Source organism: Streptomyces sp. NPDC001407 (assembly GCF_042895325.1).
In the GTDB taxonomy this organism is placed as follows: Bacteria; Actinomycetota; Actinomycetes; order Streptomycetales; family Streptomycetaceae; genus Streptomyces.
This window is the reverse complement of record NZ_JBIAWF010000018.1, coordinates 20,329-36,996: the sequence shown is the minus strand read 5'-3', so window position 1 is coordinate 36,996 and position 16,668 is coordinate 20,329. Positions and strand designations below refer to the sequence as shown.

Sequence of the window (16,668 nt, the reverse complement as noted above, 5' to 3'; positions counted from 1 at the left end):
CGCCGTACCCGCCCCAGGGATGCGATCACTTGTGATCGGCGATGCCATGGAGACATGGCCACGTACAGGCCGGCCACGGGCGCCGCACGGCTGCACCGCGTGTTCGAGGCCGCCTGTGACCGCTCGCCGTCGGCCACGGCGCTGGAGTGCGAGCAGCACAGGCTGACCTACGGCGAACTCGACGCCCGCGCCAATCAGCTCGCCCGTCATCTCCGCGGCCTGGGCATCGGCCCGGGGGCACGGGTCGCGATCCTGGTGCCGCGGTCGGTGGAGACGTACGTGTCCTTGCTGGGGGTGGGCAAGGCCGGTGCGACGTTCCTGCCCATCGACCCGGCGGCGCCACCGGCCCGGGCCGGCTTCATCACCGAGGACGCCGACGTCGACCTGGTGCTGACCGCCGCCGGCGCCGCGCCGGCGGCCGAAGGGATCGCCCGCCGCGTCCTCGACCTCGGCTCGTGCGGGCCGGAGCTCGCGGCGGCGCCCCGCACCCGCTTGCCGCCCGGCCGGGAGGAGGACGATCCGCTGGCGTACATCATGTACACCTCGGGTTCGAGCGGCAGGCCCAAGGGCGTGCGGATCGCCCAGTCGAGCATCTGCAACTTCCTCCGCCACGTGCCCGAGCTGTACGACGTGCGGCCCGAGGACCGGGTCCACCAGGGCATGACGATCTCCTTCGACTTCTCCATCGAGGAGATCTGGCCGACGTGGGCGGTCGGCGCCACGCTCGTCGCCGGCCCGGTCGGCTCGGCGCAGTTCGGCGCCGAGCTGGCCGACTGGCTGGAGGAGCGCGGGATCACGGTGCTGTACTGCGTGCCGACGCTGCTGGCGACGATCCCCCGGGACCTCCCGCTCCTGCGCGCCGTCATGGTCGGCGGTGAGGCGTGCCCGGCCCGGCTCGTCGAGCGGTGGAGCAGGCCGGGGCGCCGCATCCTCAACACCTACGGCCCGACCGAGGCCACGGTCACCGCCACCGTGGGGGAACTGCTGCCGGGCCGGCCCGTGACCATCGGCAGGCCGCTGCCGACCTGTTCGGTGGTGCTGCTCGACGAGGAGCGCCAGCCCGTGCCCGACGGCGAGGTCGGGGAGATCTGCGTCGGCGGCCCCGGCGTCGCCCGTGGCTACATCGGGCGGCCGGAGCTGACCGCCGACCGGTTCATCGAGCATCCGCTGGCCCCGGCGGGCGGCAGGCTCTACCGCACGGGCGACCTCGGACGCAGGACCCCGGACGGGCAGTTCGAGTATCTGGGCCGGGCCGACGCCGAGGTGAAGGTCCGCGGCCACCGGGTCGATCTCGGTGAGATCGACAACGTGCTGCTGGAGGAGCCCGGTGTGGCCGAGGCTGCCACCGCCTTGATGCCCGCGCCCGACGTGGAGGGCGGCGCGGCCGAACTGTCCGCCTACGTGGTGCGGTCGGCGGGCGGCACCGAGGCGGACGAGACCCTCCTCGCCCGGCTGCACGAGCGCGCGCGACGCAGGCTGCCCGCCTATATGGTCCCGTCCTTCCTGGACGTCCTCACCGAGCTGCCCGCCATGCCGAGCGGCAAGGTGGACCGGCGCAAGCTGCCCCCGCCGACCGGCCGCCGCCTGCTGGGCGGTGGTGAAGTGGTGCCGCCCCGGGGCGAGTTGGAGGAGAAGGTGCGGGACGCCTGGGCGGAGGCGTTCGGCGTCGGTCCCGCGTCGCTGTCGGCGGAGGCGGACTTCTTCACCGACCTCGGCGGCCACTCCCTCCTCGCGGCCCGCGTCGTGTCACTGCTGCGTGACCGGGGCATCGGCACCCCCGCTCTGCGCGACCTCTACGCCCACCCCACCGTGCGCGGCCTCGCCGCCGTACTGGGCGCACCGGGCGGCACCGCCCCGCCGGCCGGTCCGCCCCGCCCGGCGCCGATCCGCCACAGCGGCGGCCGGATCGCGGCCGCGGGGGCCGTCCAGGCGGGGGCGCTCTATCTGGTGCTGCTCTCCTTCACGCTGCCGCTGGTCTGGGTGCTCGACCACGGTGACGGTCAGCTCTCCCTGCGGAACTCGCTGCGCGCCGCGGCCGCCGTGCTGATCAGCTACCTCTTCCTGCGCTGGGTCGTCCCGGCCGCACTCGCGCGCCCGCTGGCGGCGGGCATCCGGCCGGGCCGCTACCGGCTGTGGGGCAGGACCTACCTCCGGCTGTGGACGCTGGGCCTGCTGCTGAGCCTCAGCCCGCTGCCGGTGCTGAGCGGTTCGCCCATGATGGCCGCGTATCTTCGCCTGCTCGGCGCGCGCGTCGGCCCCCGCACCACGATCGCGACGAACGCCCTGTCGCTGCCCACGCTGTTGCGGGTCGGCGGTGATACAGCGATCGGCTACGGCGCCACCCTGCGCCCGTGGCGCGTGGCGGACGGCTGGGTGACGGTCGCCCCGATCGAGATCGGCCCGCGGTGCTATGTGGGCGCGAACGCGGTCCTCGAACCCGGCGCCCGCATGGGGGCCGGGTCGGGGCTCGGCGAGCAGTCGGTGATCGGCCAGGGGGAGGCGATTCCCCCGGGTGCCCGCTGGGCCGGGTCTCCGCCGGGCCCGACGGACGCGCTCTCCCCCGAGGTGGAGGCCATGCTGCGCGCCGACGGCGACGCCGGCCGGTGGCGGCCGCGGCACCTCGCCGCCGCGCTGCTCGGACTCGCGGCCCTGGAGGCCGGCATGCTCGCCATGATCGCGCCGAGCCTGGTGCTGGTGTGGTGGTCCCTGCTCGTCTGGGACACCTGGGCGGCCCTCCTCGCCTCGCTGCTGTCCGGCCCGGTGTACGTGCTGACCGTGTGCTGCGCGGTCGCCGTCGGCAAACGCCTGGTCCTGCCCGCCCCGCCGGCCGGCGTCCGGCCGCTGCGGTCCTCGCTGGGCGTGCGCAAGTGGCTGGCGGACAAGCTCCTGGAGTTCAGCCTGACGTTCACCAACTCCCTCTACGCCACGCTCTACACCGTGCCGTGGCTGCGGGTCCTCGGCGCGCGGATCGGCCGGGGAGCGGAGGTGTCCACCGCCGCGCACCTCGACCCCGGCCTGCTCACCCTCGGCGACGGCAGCTTCGTCGCGGACATGGCCAGCATCGGTGCCGCCTCCTTCGCGGCCGGACGCGTCTCGTTCGGGCCCACCGAGGTGGGCCGGCGGGCGTTCGTCGGCAACGCCGCGTGCGTACCGGCCGGCACCCGGACGGGCCCGGGCTCCCTCGTCGGCGTGGGCACGGTGCCACCGCGGGAGGAGGTGCCCGCGGGCACCTCGTGGCTGGGGTCGCCCGCGATCCACCTCCCGGTGCGCCAGAGCAGCGGCTCCTTCCCCGAGGAGCTGACGTTCACACCGACCCGCAAGGCGGTCCTCCAGCGGCTGGGCATCGAGTTCTTCCGCGCCACCATGCCCGCCTCGGTGCTGGGCACGAGCCTGTTCCTGTACGTGCTGGCGCTCGCCGGCGTGGTCCGCCTGCCGGGCCTCCTGCTCCCCGCGCTCGTGGCGCCGGTCCTGCTGATGAGCGCGGGGGTCGGTGTGATCGCGTACTGCGCTCTGGTCAAGCGCCTGGTCGCCGGGGTCTACCGGCCGCGGGTCGAACCGCTGTGGAGCCTCTTCGTTCGGCGTACGGAGTTCGTCACCGGCCTCTTCGAGGCGGCCGCCGTACCGGCCGGGGTGGCCGCCCTGACCGGGACCCCGTTCCTGCCGCCGGTGCTGCGCTGGTTCGGCGCCCGCATCGGCAGACGCACCTGGATCAGCACCACCTACCTCACCGAGTTCGACCTGGTGGACATCGGCGACGACGCCGCGGTGGGCACGGGCGTATCGTTGCAGACACACCTGTTCGAAGACCGTGTCATGAAGATGTCGACGGTCACCCTCCAGGCGGGCACCAGCATCGGCACCCGGGCGATCGTGCTCTACGACGGCGTGGTCGGCGAGGGCGTCTGGCTCGACGCGCTGTCGCTGCTCATGAAGGGCGAGCACCTCACGCCGGGCACGAGCTGGCGCGGCATCCCGGCCCAGGGCGTGGCCCACCGGGACGCCGGCCGCGAGCACGCGCCCGGGCCCCGCCACCGGTGAACGCCGACCGGGCACGGGCGGTGAGGCGGCGCTCATGGCACCCAACGGCATCCTCGATTCCCTCCGCCGGGCGTTCGGCAGCAGGAGCGCCCCCGTCGACGTCCCCGTCCGGGCCGCCGGCGAGCGCCCGCTGGCGCTCGTCTACCGCGGACCGGCCACCCTGCCCGGCTGCCCGGAAGCGGTGGCCCGGCTGCTGGCCACCGGGCCGTGGGACCTGGACATCCGCTACGCCGGCCCGCACGAGGCCGTACCTCTGTCGGCCGAATCGCTGGCCCAGGCGTGGGTGTACGCCCAGCCGGGCGGCGGCACGCTGTCCCACGCCTACCGGCACCTGAGACGGCAGCGCGAGGCCATCCGCGGCTACGTCCACGGCGGCGGCCGCTATCTGGGCTTCTGCCTCGGCGGCTATCTGGCCGGGGCCACCCCGGGGTTCGGCCTGCTGCCCGGCGACACCGACCAGTACATCGGCTCACCGGGCGCCACCGTCCAGGACGAGAGCAACACACTGGTCGACGTGGACTGGCGCGGCCTGCGCCGCACCCTGTTCTTCCAGGACGGCCCGCAGTTCCTCCTCGACCCGGGCGCGCACGCGACGGTCCTGGCCACCTATACGAACGGCACGGTCGCCGCGCTCGTCGCCCCCTTCGGCGCGGGCCGCGTCGGGGTCGTGGGGCCGCACCCGGAGGCCACCGACGACTGGTTCACCGACGTCGGCCTCCCCGTCCACCACGGCCACGACCTGGGCCTCGACCTCGCGGGCGCGGTGCTGGAGTGAGCGTGCCGGAGTGACCCACAGAGGTCCCGGGCGCGCGGGCTCCGGGACCGTGTGGCAGTCTGCGCGCAGAGCCCGGCCCGTCGGACCGCCGGGCCGGAAGGCTCACGAAAGCGCGGCGAATATGGACAAGTCGAATCAGTCAGGCCGGGCATCCGCCCCCGCCGTGCACCGCGAGGCCATCGCGGCGGAAACCGCCCGGATGGTGGCCGTGGCCAAGGGCACGGACCTGACCGCACCCGTGCCCGGCTGCCCCGGCTGGACGCTCGTCGACCTCGTCAAGCACACCGGCAGCGTGCAGCGCTGGTTCTCCGCCCTCCTGCGCCAGTGCGTCCAGGAGCGCCCGCAGAGCCGGGACGCCCCGTTCGACTTCCCGGCCGAGGACAGCGCCTACCCCGACTGGCTGACCGCGAGCGCCGCCGAGGCCGCGAGCGCGTTCACCACCGTCGACCCGGACGCGCCCATGTGGGTGTGGGGAGCCGATCCCCACGCCCGGTTCTGGATCCGGCGGATGCTCTTCGAGACCCTGGTGCACCGCACGGACGCGGAAGCCGCCGCCGGACTCCCGTCCACGATCGACCCCGGCCTCGCGACCGACGGCATCGACGAGTTCCTCGTCAACCTCCCCTACGCGGTCTTCTTCGCCCCCAAGGTGGCCGAGCTGCGGGGCGACGGCGAGACCCTGCGCTTTCGGTGCACCGACACCGACGGCGACTGGCTGGTCCGCCTGCGCCCCGACGGCTTCGGGCTCGAACCGGACGCCACAGCCGGCGCCGACACCACCGTGAGCGGCACCGCGGCGGACCTGCTGCTCTTGATGTACGGCCGCCGGGACCGCGCCTCGAACGCCTTCGAAGTGCTCGGCGACGAGGCGCTCCTGGTACGCTGGGCCGCCAACTCCGCGTTCTAAAGGCCCGAGTACGGGAAGTGTCACGTCGGCGCCGACGACCGGAAGGAAGGTCCGTGAACGCTTTCCGTGGCACTCTCGTCTCCCTCTTCACCGTGGTCGCCCTGACCGGCACGACCGCGGCCGCCCCCGCGGAACCACCGCCCGATCCGCCCACGGCCGGGGCCCCCGGCCTGGGCGACCCGTTCTTCCCCCTGGACGGCAACGGCGGCTACCACGCCCTGCACTACGGCCTCACCCTCGCCTACACACCGGCCGACACCCACCTCGACGGCCGGGCGGTCATCACCGCACGCGCCACCCAGGACCTCGCGCGCTTCGACCTCGACCTGTCCGGGCTCACCGTCCGGTCCGTGCGGGTCGGCCCGGCGCCCGCCGCGTTCCGTCGCGACGGCCAGGAGCTCGTCGTCACGCCGCGCACCCCGCTGCACCGCGGCGAGGTCTTCCAGGTCACGGTGGCGTACGACGGCAAGCCGGAAGCCATCAACGTCGCCGGGGATCCGTACGACGGGTGGAACGTCACGGACGACGGCGCGTTCGTGGCCGGCGAGCCGCAGGGCAGCCGCACGTGGTTCCCGCTGAACAACCACCCCTTGGACAAGGCCGCGTTCGACTTCACCATCACCGTGCCCGAGGGCTACACCGCGGTCGCCAACGGCACCCTCACCGGCCGCCGCACCCACCGGGGCCGCACCACCTTCCGCTGGCACAGCCCCGAGCCGATGGCGGGCTACCTCGCCACAGCCACCATCGGGAAGTTCCGCACCGAGAGCTACCGCACCCCCTCCGGGCTGCCCGTCTTCACCGCGGTGGACCCCCGCGAGGACGCCGCCTCCGCCCCCGCGCTGAAGCGGCTGCCGGAGATCGTCGAGTGGGAGAGCCGGCTCTTCGGCCCCTATCCCTTCGGTGCCGCCGGCGCGATCGTCGACCACGCGCCGCAGATCCCGTACACCGCCCTGGAGACGCAGACCAGACCGCTGTACGCCCACGCGCCCGAGGTCGTCACGCTGGTGCACGAGACGGCGCACCAGTGGTTCGGCGACTCCGTCAGCCTGGCCCGGTGGCAGGACATCTGGCTCAACGAGGGCTTCGCCACGTACGCGGAGTGGCTGTGGGCGGAGCAGCACGGCGGCCCCAGCGCCCAGCAGGCGTTCGACACCGACTACGCCAAGCCCGTGAGCGATCCCATATGGGCCTTCCCGCCCGCTGCCCCGGGCGACTTCACGCACCTCTTCGACGCACCGGTCTACGACCGCGGCGCGATGGCCCTGCACGCGGTGCGGACCGTCATCGGCGACCGCGCGTTCTTCCGCCTGCTGCGCGCCTGGGCGGCGCGGCACCGCGACGGGCACGGCACGACCGAGGAGTTCACCGCCCTCGCCCGCTCGGTCTCCCCCAGGGACCCGGGGCCCGCCCTCACCAGCTGGCTGTACGGGCCGGGGAAGCCCGCACGGCCCTGACCTCACCGGCCACGACGAGGCGGTATCCGTAGTCGTACGTCTCCAGCGTGCGCAGGTGTCCGTACCGGGCGTCCCACTCGCCGCTCGCCAGGTCGCTCCGCAGCCGCCGCACCCCGCGCGCGGCGGCCTCGGGCGGAAGCTGGGCGAGGATGGACATCCCGGCGCGGACGGCGGGGTCGAGAAACGCCTCCGGCCGGTTCCAGAAGGAGCCGACGAAGCCGTCGGTGCAGTCGGCGGGCACCGGTACGGCCTCGACCGCCCGCACGTCCAGGTGCTCGCCGATGTCCGCGACCGAGGGCGCGTGGGCCTCGCTGGGCAGCGTGAGCGACTCGGGGAAGTAGCGGGTCAGCCAGAACCGGCGGCCGATCTCCGGTTCGGTCATCAGGATGACCTGGCGCCGGGCCACTCTGCGCAGTTCGGCGAGGCCCGCGGCCAGGTCGTGCCACAGGTGCACGGTGAAGGTGGCGAGCGCCGCGTCGAAGGCGGTGTCGCCGAAGGGCAGGGCCTCCACCACGGCCCGTACGGCCGGGGCGGCGGTGGGCGGCCGCTGGGCCAGCATCGCCGCGGCGGGCTCGACCGCGACGACGGCGCGGTCGCCGGGCTCGTAATTGCCGGTCCCCGCACCCACGTTGAGCAGCGTCCGGGCGCCGCGCAGGGCGCCGCGGAGACGGGCGGCGATGCGCGGGTCGGGGCGGCGTGCGCGGGCGTATCCCGGGCCGATGCTCTCGTAGAGCGTGCCGTCGGTCATGCGCGCCTCCATCCCTCGGGTCCGGGGCCGCCGTCCTTCGGCGGCCGGGCGCGGGGAACCGTATCCGGAGGCGAGGCGGCCGAGAACCCCCACCGCCGCCCGACGGCCCGCTTTCGGCCGCTCGTCCGGCGCGGACCCCGTGTTTCGGGAAAGGGCTCCCGGGACAGGTTCTTGCAGGTTTCTGACAATTCTCCAGCGACGACGGAACGGTGGCGAGCAGATGGCGCGGTCGGTGATCGGGGCACCTGCGGATGTCTGGATGCTGGTGCGGGAGCACCCGGCGCCCCTGAGACGCTCGACTCGGGAACTGGCCACGGCTCTCGAACGGATCCACGGTCCGCGGTTCGCCGTCTGGCACACCGACGAACTGCTCTTCGGCATCCGCGAAGGGCGGCTCTTCCTGCGCACCCTGGGCGGCCTGGAGGTGCCTCCGCCGAGCGTGGTGTGCGTGCGTCAGGTGCCCGGTTCCCAGCGCCTCGACCGCGAGAGCACCCTGATGCGGCATCTGGAGCGCATGGGGGCGACGCTCATCAACCCGCTGGAGTCCCAGCTCATCTGCCACAACAAGCTCTGGCAGCTCCAGGAGCTGGCCCTGGCCGGCCTGCCCGTGCCCGACTCCCTCTCCTACGCCACCGCGCCGCTGACCGAGGTCGTGGGCGACACCGGTCTCGGCATGCCGTGCGTGGTCAAACCCGTCAGCGGAATGGGCGGGAACGGGGTGTTCCTCGCGCCGGACGCCCAGCTGCTGCGCGACGTGGCCGGGAACCTCACGCAGGAGACTCCCTTCCTCCTCCAGGAGTACGTGGCCTCCTCCCACGGCCGTGACCTGCGGGTGGTCGTCGTGGACGGCGAGGCCGTCGCCGCGGAGATCCGCACGTCCCACGAACGCGGGCTCGCCTCCAACCTGGCACGGGGCGGTTCGGCCGTGCTCTGCCACGGCCGTCACCCCGAGGCCGAGGCCCTGGCGGTCCAGGCCGCCAAGGCCGTCGGCCTCGTCGTCGCGGGGGTGGATCTCCTCTTCACCGGCCCCGGCTCCTACACCGTCTGCGAGGTCAACGCGGTCCCGGCCTGGCGCCCGGCGATGACGGGAGTGGTCCCGGCGATCACGGCGTGCGTCGCCCGGCACCTGGAGGCGCGAGCCGCTGCCCCACGAACCGCGGGCCAGGCGGAGGCCCGGCCCGTGGTCGAAGCGAGGTGAGGGGGAGCCGGGCGACTACCGCCGCACCGCGTGCAGTTGCCACATGGGCACCAGCACCCTGCCCTTGTCGTCCGTACGCAGAGCGTCGAGCTCGACGCTGAGGCCCGCCCGGCCCAGGTCGCTCGCGTGCTGCTGGAGGAACTGAGGAGTGAAAGCCGTGGCGTAGTCCATGGGCGCGATGTCCTCGATCCGCCAGTGCTCGCCCAGGTGTGCGCGCAGATCGTCCTGGCTGACGGCCATCAGGGGCAGGCTGAATCCGGGCCACTTCGTGTCGGCGAAGCAGAAGAGGTGGAGTCGGGCGTCCGCGCGGGACACCCGGTGGAGCGCCGCCGCGTACAAGCCGCGCTGGGTGTCGTCGAGGCAGTGGTAGAGCGCGCTGTCGACAACGGTGTCGAATTCCTGGCCGAGGCCCTCGAGCGTGGTGGCGTCGGCCTGCACGAAGGTGACGTCGAGATCGCGGCCGGCGGCACGCGCCCTCGCCTGCTCCAGCGCGGTGGGGGCGGCGTCGAAGCCGGTCACCCGGTGTCCGCGTCCGGCGAGATACAACGCGTTCTCGCCCAGTCCGCAGCCCGCGTCGAGGATGTCGCCGGACAGCCGCCCGCTCTCCTCCAGCGCGACCAGCGCGGGCTGCGGCTCGCCGATGTCCCACGGCGCCACGTCGAGCACGAGCTCCGTCCACGGCAACGAGGGTTTCCCTTGATAAAGCGCTTCGAAGTCCATGTTGCCGGGGGTGGCGGCCGTTCCGCTGCCGGTTCCGTTCGTCATGTGTGCCTCCACGGTCGATGGTTTCCGGGCACCAGTGCGCCCTTCACCTGGCGGTGACCTTTCGGACTGTACGCCGCCGACGCCCGTTATTTCAACACCTGTTGAAACACCTCGCGGGCCCCCGCGCGGCCCCCATACGCGCGGCTCAGTAGCATCAACGCATGGTTGACCAAGGGGTAGTTGTCACAGTCGAGGTCAGGCCTTCGCCCGTCACGGCGTGGTTCCACCGCCTGTTGACGCACCCCGTCATCGAGGTCGACAACCGCGCATACACCGCGAAGTGGGGCTTCGGCACGGAGGAGATCACCGTCCCTGCCGGAGTCCACCGCATCAACGTCTACTTCCGCTACCGGGGACAGAAGAGCGCCCGTCTCGCCGAGGCAGGCCGGGAATTCTCGGCGGAACCGGCCGCACGGCGCGTGGAGATCACAGCAAGGCTCGGCGTACGCAACGGAAGCAGGTTCAGGATCGGCGATCCCGTGCCGCACGGGTGACGGGCGGGCCGCCGGAAGATTCCCGTCCGACGCGCTGCACACAATTTCGAGCCGCGTGAGTCCTCGTCCGCCGGACACGGCCGCCCCCCATGGGCATCATATGGATTCCGTACCGCGCCGCAGGCGCACGGGGGCCAGGGAGCGCGCATGAGGAAAGTCCGCCTGGAAGAGATCGACGACGTACTGGTGCGGGTGCGCGACGGCGGGTTCCCCGGCGAGCTCGAGGACCGCGACGTCGTCGAGGCGCGGCGGCTGCTCACCGGCTCGCCCGGGGTCCGGGCCGTGATCGTCGCCCTCGGGGCCGAGACGTTCCGGTGGGTGGACGCCGCCGGGGACGAGCCCGTGCTGCTCGTCGCGGAGGTCGCCGCGCGCCCGACGGAAACAGCGGGTGGTTTCGCACTCGGCACCGGTGACGGCGCGACGCTTCCCGGCGTCCCGGTGTCCTGGGCGCTCCTGGAGTTCCGCTGCCCGCGAGGAGACATGACGGTGCTCGTCGCCCGCTACCCGGCCGTGCCGTTGTCGTGCCCCGAGCACCATGTGCGGCTGGAGCTGCGTGAGGCCGACGCGTGAGCGATGACTCCCGTCTCCCGGCGGTCGGTCAGTTCACCGCCTCACGGTTCGCGGTCGTCAGCTATCTGCCCACGTACGTCGCCGTGCTGTATCTGACGGCCCTGCTCGCGGCACGGACAGGAGCGGGCCGGATCGACGCGGCCCGCGCGCTCCACCGTCTCCACGGCCTGTCCGCCGCCGAACTCGCCGTTCTCGGCGTCGGCGCCCTGCTCGTCTCGGTCGTCCTGCACCTGTCGCAACTGCCGCTCGTCCGGCTGCTGGAGGGCTACTGGCCACGGCGCGCGGGCGCGCTGACACGGCTCGCCGTGAAGTGCCAGAGCCGGGCCCGGCGTCGTCTCGCGCGGCACGCCGACGTGCCCCCGGACCCCACGGAAGCGGAGCGGCAGCGGGCCCTGGCCGCCGCCTGGCAGCTCGGCCGCCGCTATCCGCCGGAGCCGGTGGCGCTGCTGCCGACCGCGCTCGGCAACGCGCTGCGCGCCGGTGAGGCGAACGCGGGAGCGGCGTACGGAGCGGACGCGGTGCCCTGGTGGCCGCGGCTCTACCCGCTGCTCGGCGAACAGGTGCGGTCGATCGTCGACGACCGGCGCGACCAGCTCGATCTGGCCTGCCGCCTGAGCGTCACGGCAGGTGTGACCGGGCTCGTCGGCATCCCCTTGCTCATCGGCGGCGGCTGGTGGCTGTCGAGCGTGGCCGCCCTCCTCCTGCTGGCCTGGGTCGCCTACAGGGGCGCCGTGTCGGCCGCCGTCGGCTACGCGGAGGCGATGACGGCCGCGTTCGACCTGCACCGATTCGACGTCCTCGCCGCCCTGCGCCTGCCCCTGCCCACCGACCCGTCCGCCGAGCAGCGGCTCAACCGCCGGCTGTCACGGCTCTGGTCCCAGGGCGTGCCGCTCACCGGCGTCCACTACGTCCACGATCCGGCCGCGCCGGGCGACGACGCCGCCTGAGAGGACCACCGTGCCCGAATCCGCCGCACGCGCGCTCACGTTCAGCAGGGACTGGGCCGGGCTGTGCCAGAACGGCCGCATCCTCGTCAGCGTCGACCGGCTCGTCCACGGCGACTCGCTCGACGAGATCCTCTCGCACGAGACCGCGCACGACGTGCTGTTGAAGTCCACGCAGCTGGGCTGGGTCCTGCTCGCCCTGAGCGTCTCCGCCCTGGACCCGTACCCACCCGGCCCGCTCCGCGACAGGTGCGAACGGCTGCTCGGCGCCGGGATCCTGGCCTCGCGCTACACACAGGAGGCGGTCGCGACGTTCCTGCCCAGCCTGACCGTCGAGGACACGCGACGGGAGGCGTACCGGGCCCGGCACCCACGGGAATACCTCGCCGCCGCGGACTCACTGGAGTGGCTGCGCGCCCGGGATCTGCCCCTGGAGGCGAAACAGAAGCTCGTCTTCGTCCTCGGCAAGCTCGCGCTGGCCGTTCCCGTCCTCGACGCGTGGCGACCGCTCCGCCTGCACCTGCCGGAACAGGCGGAGCGCTGGTTCCACACCCCGCGCAACCGGCCGGACCGCCGCTTCCCCGCCCTGTGCCGCGCCCTGAGAGACCAGCCCGACGAGGCCCTGCTGAGCATGGCCCACGGCCCCTTGGCCGATGCCGCCCGGCTCTGCGGCCACGTCCGCGCCGGCGAGCAACCGCTCCGGTACGGCTGGCTGCCCGCGGGCGCCCCTTCCCCCGACTGGCTGGCAGGGCTCGTCCACGATGTGATCGGTCCGCTCACCGCCGATACCGCACTGCCCCGGGAGGAGCGCGACCTGCTCGAAACGGTGTGGCAGCACCCGGCGGCCAACATGCCGGGCCTGCAGCCGACCATGATGTCGGTGCTCCTCACCACGACGACGTCCTCGCACGGCATGATCGAGGTCAACCCGCCGACGGACGCGCTGCACGGCTACCCCCTCGTCGAGGTGGAGCACAACGCGCTGCCGCTCCCGGTGCCGGGCGTGGAACCGCTCGGCACCGACCCGATGTGGCTGCACGAGGGTCACACGGCCCTGTGGTTCATCTCGCCCTGGAAGGACAACCGCGCCTGCCATCTCGCACCTCCGTGGTTCCGCGAGTGGCTCGACGAGCTCGACGACGACACCACCCTGTGCGTACGCGACGGCGCCGACATCGCCGGGATCCGGCTCGGCGATCCGCGGCTGGCGAAGCGGCGCCGCGTCGTCCTCCTCCAGCACCGGACGCCCCACCGGGCCCTGCTGGTCGAACTGCCGGTCATGGGACTCGACGAAGAGCTCGGGCCGGTGACGATGACCGTCGCGCACTCCGAACTCGACGGAGTGGCCTATCTGATGCTGCGCCCGGAGTGCTCGTCCCCGGTCGTCATCGTCCCGACCGCCCGGACCACCGCGGAGCGCGCCGCCCAGGCCCTGCTCGACGAGCGCGGGAAGGTCCGCTTCGAACTCGTCGACCTCCAGACCTTCCTCACCTCCGGCGAGATGGCCCGGGACGTCCTGCGGGTGCTGCACAACTTCGAGGCGAAGCCGTGGCCGGAGATCCTGAAGCCACCTGCCCCGCCGCCCCCTCGCCGCCCTTCCCGGGCCGAGGCCGAAGCGGCCATGGACCCACCGGCCGAGCGGGTGTGCGCGGCAGCCGAGGCATTCGAGGCAGCGCCCACCGCGACGACGTTCGCCGCGCTGGCACGAGCCGTCGAGGCGGCGCTCGCCTGCCCGGCGCTGCCCTCCATCTCGTTCGGCTGGCGGATCTGGTTCCTGGAGACCGCTGCCGGACACTTCCACGCAGGGTACGAGAAGCTGGGCGACGTCGGCGCCTTGCTGAGGGCGATCGAGCTCCAGTGCGACCTGGTCGCGCTGATCCCCGAGGACTGGCCGGAACGGGCCGGCCAGGAGCAGAGGCTGCGCCACCTCGTGGCGCACGCCGTCCCGCCGGACCAGTGGGACCTGCTCCTGACCCCGCTCGCCTCCAAGCTCGCCGGCCGGGGCCTTCTCCACGGCCGGAATCAGGACGCCGATCGACGGTAGACCGCCGTTTCGCGGGAATGTCTTCGGATCCCACGGACGGAAGCTGTCCTAGACTCAGCCGCCATGCCCATGGAACCACCCACTCCGACCGGCACCTACCTCACGCTGGCCGACGGCCGTCCCGCTCTCCGCTTCACCCGTACGTACCCCCATCCCGTCGAGCGCGTCTGGCGCCTCGTGACCGACGCGGACGAGCTGGCCCACTGGTTCCCGTCCCGGGCCGGGATCGAGCTGCGCCCCGGCGGGGCGGTCCGCTTCAGCGGCGACCCGGGCACGGAGGACTCCACGGGCCGGGTCCTGGCCGTCGAAGCCCCCTTGCACCTGTCCTTCGGCTGGGGCGGCGACGAGCTGCACTTCGACCTCGAACCGCTCGACAGCACGCACACCCGCTTCACCCTCACCGACGTGCTGGAGACCCCGGACACCGCGGCCCGCGACGGCGCCGGATGGGACGTGTGCCTCACCGCCCTCGACGCCCGCGCCCGTGGCACGAGCCACGCGGGCCCGCACGCGGGTGCCACGCCGGCCTGGCAGGAGCTCTACCGCGCCTACCTCGCGGCAGGCGTCCCCTCCGGCGCTCCGGTGCCGGGCCTGACGGACGGTCACTGACCCACGCCCATGCGGAGAAGGCCCTCAAGAAGGCCGTCGCCCACCACTGACCGGCGCTACCGTGGAGGCGGCAGAGCGCGGAGGAAGACACAAGTGGTGTGTCTGTCACCGGGAGGTCGCCGTGACGGCTGTGGTGCGCGTGTCCGATGTGGTGGTGACGGTCGAGCGTGGGCAGTTCGCCCTCTGCGACGAGGGCGCGCCGTTCGACGGCCGTCCGTGGGAGCTCCCGGCGCTCGAAGGGCGGCAGGTCGCGGTCAACGGCAGCGGGCTGATGATAGCCAGCACCGTCGCGATGCACGACGCCGATGTGCGGCTGGAGTTGTGGGACGGACCGCCCCCGCCCGAGATCGCCGAGGCCCCCCTGGGCGAGTGCGTGCTGGACGTGCCGTCGGGTGCGGTGACGGCCTGGGCGGTGCCGCACGGTCCGGCGGGCGAGCCGATGGAGCTGGGCGGTCCCGGGCCGTATGCCGTGCGTCTGTACCGGCGGGGAGGCGGCCCGGCGGCGCGGGCCCGGCAGGACGCCGCGGATCCGCCGCTGTTCACCGGGCTCGAACGGTACGTCGTTCAGATGTGGCGCCGTCCCGCGCCGTAGGCCGTGGCCGCGCGGGACGGCGGTGAGGGCTGCCGCGCTGACGGTCAGTGGATGACGACGTAGAAAGCGTCGTTGTGCAGGATGCGGTCGGCGACGTACCAGTTGTTCAAGTCGGTTCCGGCGTTGCCGTTCTGTGTCCCGTCGACGTACTTCACCGAGAAGTTGCCGTCACCCTTGCCCGCGCCCTCCCAGGACGACGCGAAGGGGTATTCGTCGCACTCCTCGCCGGCCTGGTGCCGCAGCGGGGCGCAGGTGCTGCGGACCACGCTGCGGTTCTTGGCGTACGCCTTGGCGGCCGCGGCGTCCCAGTTGGACACCAGCCGGTGCAGCGGCTTGCCGGAGGCGATGCCTCCGGGGATGGACTTGGTGTGACCCGCGGGCGGCGGCGGGTAGGTGGCCCCGGGGTTGGTCTGGGCGAGCTGGATGTGGCGGGCGACCGCGCCGTTGCGCGTCGAGCTCACGCCGTACTGCCCCATCACCGGCATGACCCGGTCGAAGATCCCCGCGCCGTTGGATCCCAGGTAGTTCGCGGAGTCGAACCGGACGCCGTTGTCGAGGACCGTCCCGGTCCCGCCGCTGTTGGTGACGGACGAGCGGATGGCACAGCGCGCCACCTTGTCACGGCCGTAACCGTCCGACGCCGCCGAGGAGATGGTGTAGATGGCCGTACCGCCCGCCTGCCACCCGCTCAGCAGCTCCGGCCCGGAACCCCTGGCGTCACATGCCTTGTTGCTGCCGTCCGGCCCGTGATAACCGCTGGTGGCCCAGCCGATGGAGAGCTTGCCGTCCGTGGTCACGCCGGTGCGCACGAACTCGTCCATGCCGGTCACCAGCCGGATCACCCGGGAACCCCTGGTGCCGTCTCCCGCAGTGGTGTTGCGCCAGGAGACGGTGCCGATGACCTTGCCGCCGCTCACGACGGAATATCCCACCGGGGTGACGTGGCAGTACGCGTAGTGGTTGAGGATCCGTTCCCCGGACCGCGGCAGCAGGCGCCGGCAGGTGGCCAGATCCACGCCGGCGGCCGTCACGGACCGTTCCTCGGCCGTGGACGTGTAGGTGGTTCCCAGCCGTTGCGCGGTCACGTCACCGTGCTCGTGCAGTGCCGCGGGCGGCCGTACGGCCGGTTCGCGCCACTGGGCGGAGCCCTCCGGCGCTCTGTCCCCGTCCCATCTGCTGCCCAGGGCGGGCAGGGGGTGCGCTGCGTCGACGACCTGTACGGGCGTCGTGGCGATGCCGCCCGCCGTGGACACGGCGGGCTGGGCAGCCGCATAGGTGGCGGGGAGTGCGGTACAGGCGGCGCCGACCAGAGCTGCGGTCAGCGCGCGACGTATCGGCCAGTGCATGGGCGCTCCTCGAATCGCTCCTCGTGACCGGGCGGCCACGAGGAACCGACGCTAAGTACGCCGAACAAATGAGCCAAGGGTTCCGCCGAACAATCCGCCGGGCATGGGGCTGTTTTCGGCCATGCGCGCCGAGTTCCGCTGTCGCCCTTGATCGACGACAGCACTCCAACGGCGGTGAAAT

At 73.1% G+C, this 16,668-nt stretch carries 14 protein-coding genes; 11 read left to right on the top strand and 3 right to left on the bottom strand.

The genetic code is table 11. The features are described from left to right. The first annotated feature begins 54 nt into the window (after positions 1 to 54). From ACFY1P_RS23690 to ACFY1P_RS23675, 4 genes are all read left to right on the top strand, one after another. Entirely contained in the window at positions 55 to 4,038 is a 3,984-nt protein-coding gene (locus ACFY1P_RS23690; RefSeq protein ID WP_390751797.1) for a Pls/PosA family non-ribosomal peptide synthetase, read from the top strand. Between the two features lie 34 nt (positions 4,039 to 4,072). Continuing rightward, positions 4,073 to 4,813, top strand: a complete 741-nt coding sequence (locus ACFY1P_RS23685) for a BPL-N domain-containing protein (RefSeq protein WP_390751796.1) — start codon at positions 4,073 to 4,075, stop codon at positions 4,811 to 4,813. Positions 4,814 to 4,934: 121 nt separating this feature from the next. After that, positions 4,935 to 5,720, top strand: coding sequence for a maleylpyruvate isomerase family mycothiol-dependent enzyme (locus ACFY1P_RS23680; protein WP_390751795.1), 786 nt, complete (start codon positions 4,935 to 4,937; stop codon positions 5,718 to 5,720). Between the two features lie 53 nt (positions 5,721 to 5,773). After that, the gene (locus ACFY1P_RS23675; protein WP_390751794.1) at positions 5,774 to 7,177 is read left to right on the top strand and encodes a M1 family metallopeptidase; all 1,404 of its coding nucleotides are present in this window, start codon (positions 5,774 to 5,776) and stop codon (positions 7,175 to 7,177) included. Here ACFY1P_RS23675 and ACFY1P_RS23670 read toward each other — a convergent pair. Further along, complete coding sequence (locus ACFY1P_RS23670) at positions 7,134 to 7,925, bottom strand: methyltransferase domain-containing protein (protein WP_361526175.1); 792 nt, start codon at positions 7,923 to 7,925, stop codon at positions 7,134 to 7,136. The genes ACFY1P_RS23675 and ACFY1P_RS23670 overlap by 44 nt on opposite strands. 232 nt (positions 7,926 to 8,157) lie before the next feature. Here ACFY1P_RS23670 and ACFY1P_RS23665 point away from each other — a divergent pair, with 232 nt between their 5' ends. Continuing rightward, positions 8,158 to 9,123 (top strand): RimK family alpha-L-glutamate ligase, encoded by a 966-nt coding sequence (locus tag ACFY1P_RS23665; protein WP_390751793.1) that lies wholly within the window; start codon positions 8,158 to 8,160, stop codon positions 9,121 to 9,123. 15 nt (positions 9,124 to 9,138) lie between these two features. On the opposite strand, the gene ACFY1P_RS23660 is transcribed toward ACFY1P_RS23665, so the two are convergent. Continuing rightward, positions 9,139 to 9,888, bottom strand: a complete 750-nt coding sequence (locus ACFY1P_RS23660) for a methyltransferase domain-containing protein (RefSeq protein ID WP_361526170.1) — start codon at positions 9,886 to 9,888, stop codon at positions 9,139 to 9,141. Between the two features lie 161 nt (positions 9,889 to 10,049). Between ACFY1P_RS23660 and ACFY1P_RS23655 the strand changes: the two genes are divergently transcribed. The 6 genes from ACFY1P_RS23655 (at position 10,050) to ACFY1P_RS23630 (ending at position 15,141) form a co-directional block, all read left to right on the top strand. After that, positions 10,050 to 10,382, top strand: a complete 333-nt coding sequence (locus ACFY1P_RS23655; RefSeq protein ID WP_361526167.1) for a hypothetical protein — start codon at positions 10,050 to 10,052, stop codon at positions 10,380 to 10,382. A 147-nt stretch (positions 10,383 to 10,529) separates the two neighbouring features. After that, complete coding sequence (locus tag ACFY1P_RS23650; protein WP_390751792.1) at positions 10,530 to 10,952, top strand: hypothetical protein; 423 nt, start codon at positions 10,530 to 10,532, stop codon at positions 10,950 to 10,952. Next, complete coding sequence (locus ACFY1P_RS23645) at positions 10,949 to 11,899, top strand: hypothetical protein (RefSeq protein WP_390751791.1); 951 nt, start codon at positions 10,949 to 10,951, stop codon at positions 11,897 to 11,899. Before ACFY1P_RS23650 ends, ACFY1P_RS23645 begins: the two co-directional genes overlap by 4 nt. A gap of 10 nt (positions 11,900 to 11,909) precedes the next feature. Further along, positions 11,910 to 13,940, top strand: coding sequence for a hypothetical protein (locus tag ACFY1P_RS23640; protein ID WP_390751790.1), 2,031 nt, complete (start codon positions 11,910 to 11,912; stop codon positions 13,938 to 13,940). Between the two features lie 63 nt (positions 13,941 to 14,003). Then, on the top strand, positions 14,004 to 14,549 hold the full coding sequence (locus ACFY1P_RS23635) for an SRPBCC family protein (protein WP_390751789.1): 546 nt from the start codon (positions 14,004 to 14,006) through the stop codon (positions 14,547 to 14,549). A gap of 121 nt (positions 14,550 to 14,670) precedes the next feature. Continuing rightward, entirely contained in the window at positions 14,671 to 15,141 is a 471-nt protein-coding gene (locus ACFY1P_RS23630; RefSeq protein ID WP_361526155.1) for a hypothetical protein, read from the top strand. A gap of 44 nt (positions 15,142 to 15,185) precedes the next feature. Here ACFY1P_RS23630 and ACFY1P_RS23625 read toward each other — a convergent pair whose 3' ends face one another. After that, positions 15,186 to 16,487 carry a NucA/NucB deoxyribonuclease domain-containing protein gene (locus ACFY1P_RS23625; protein ID WP_390751788.1) on the bottom strand — a complete coding sequence of 434 codons (1,302 nt, stop codon included), beginning with the start codon at positions 16,485 to 16,487 and terminating at the stop codon, positions 15,186 to 15,188. Positions 16,488 to 16,668 lie beyond the last annotated feature (181 nt).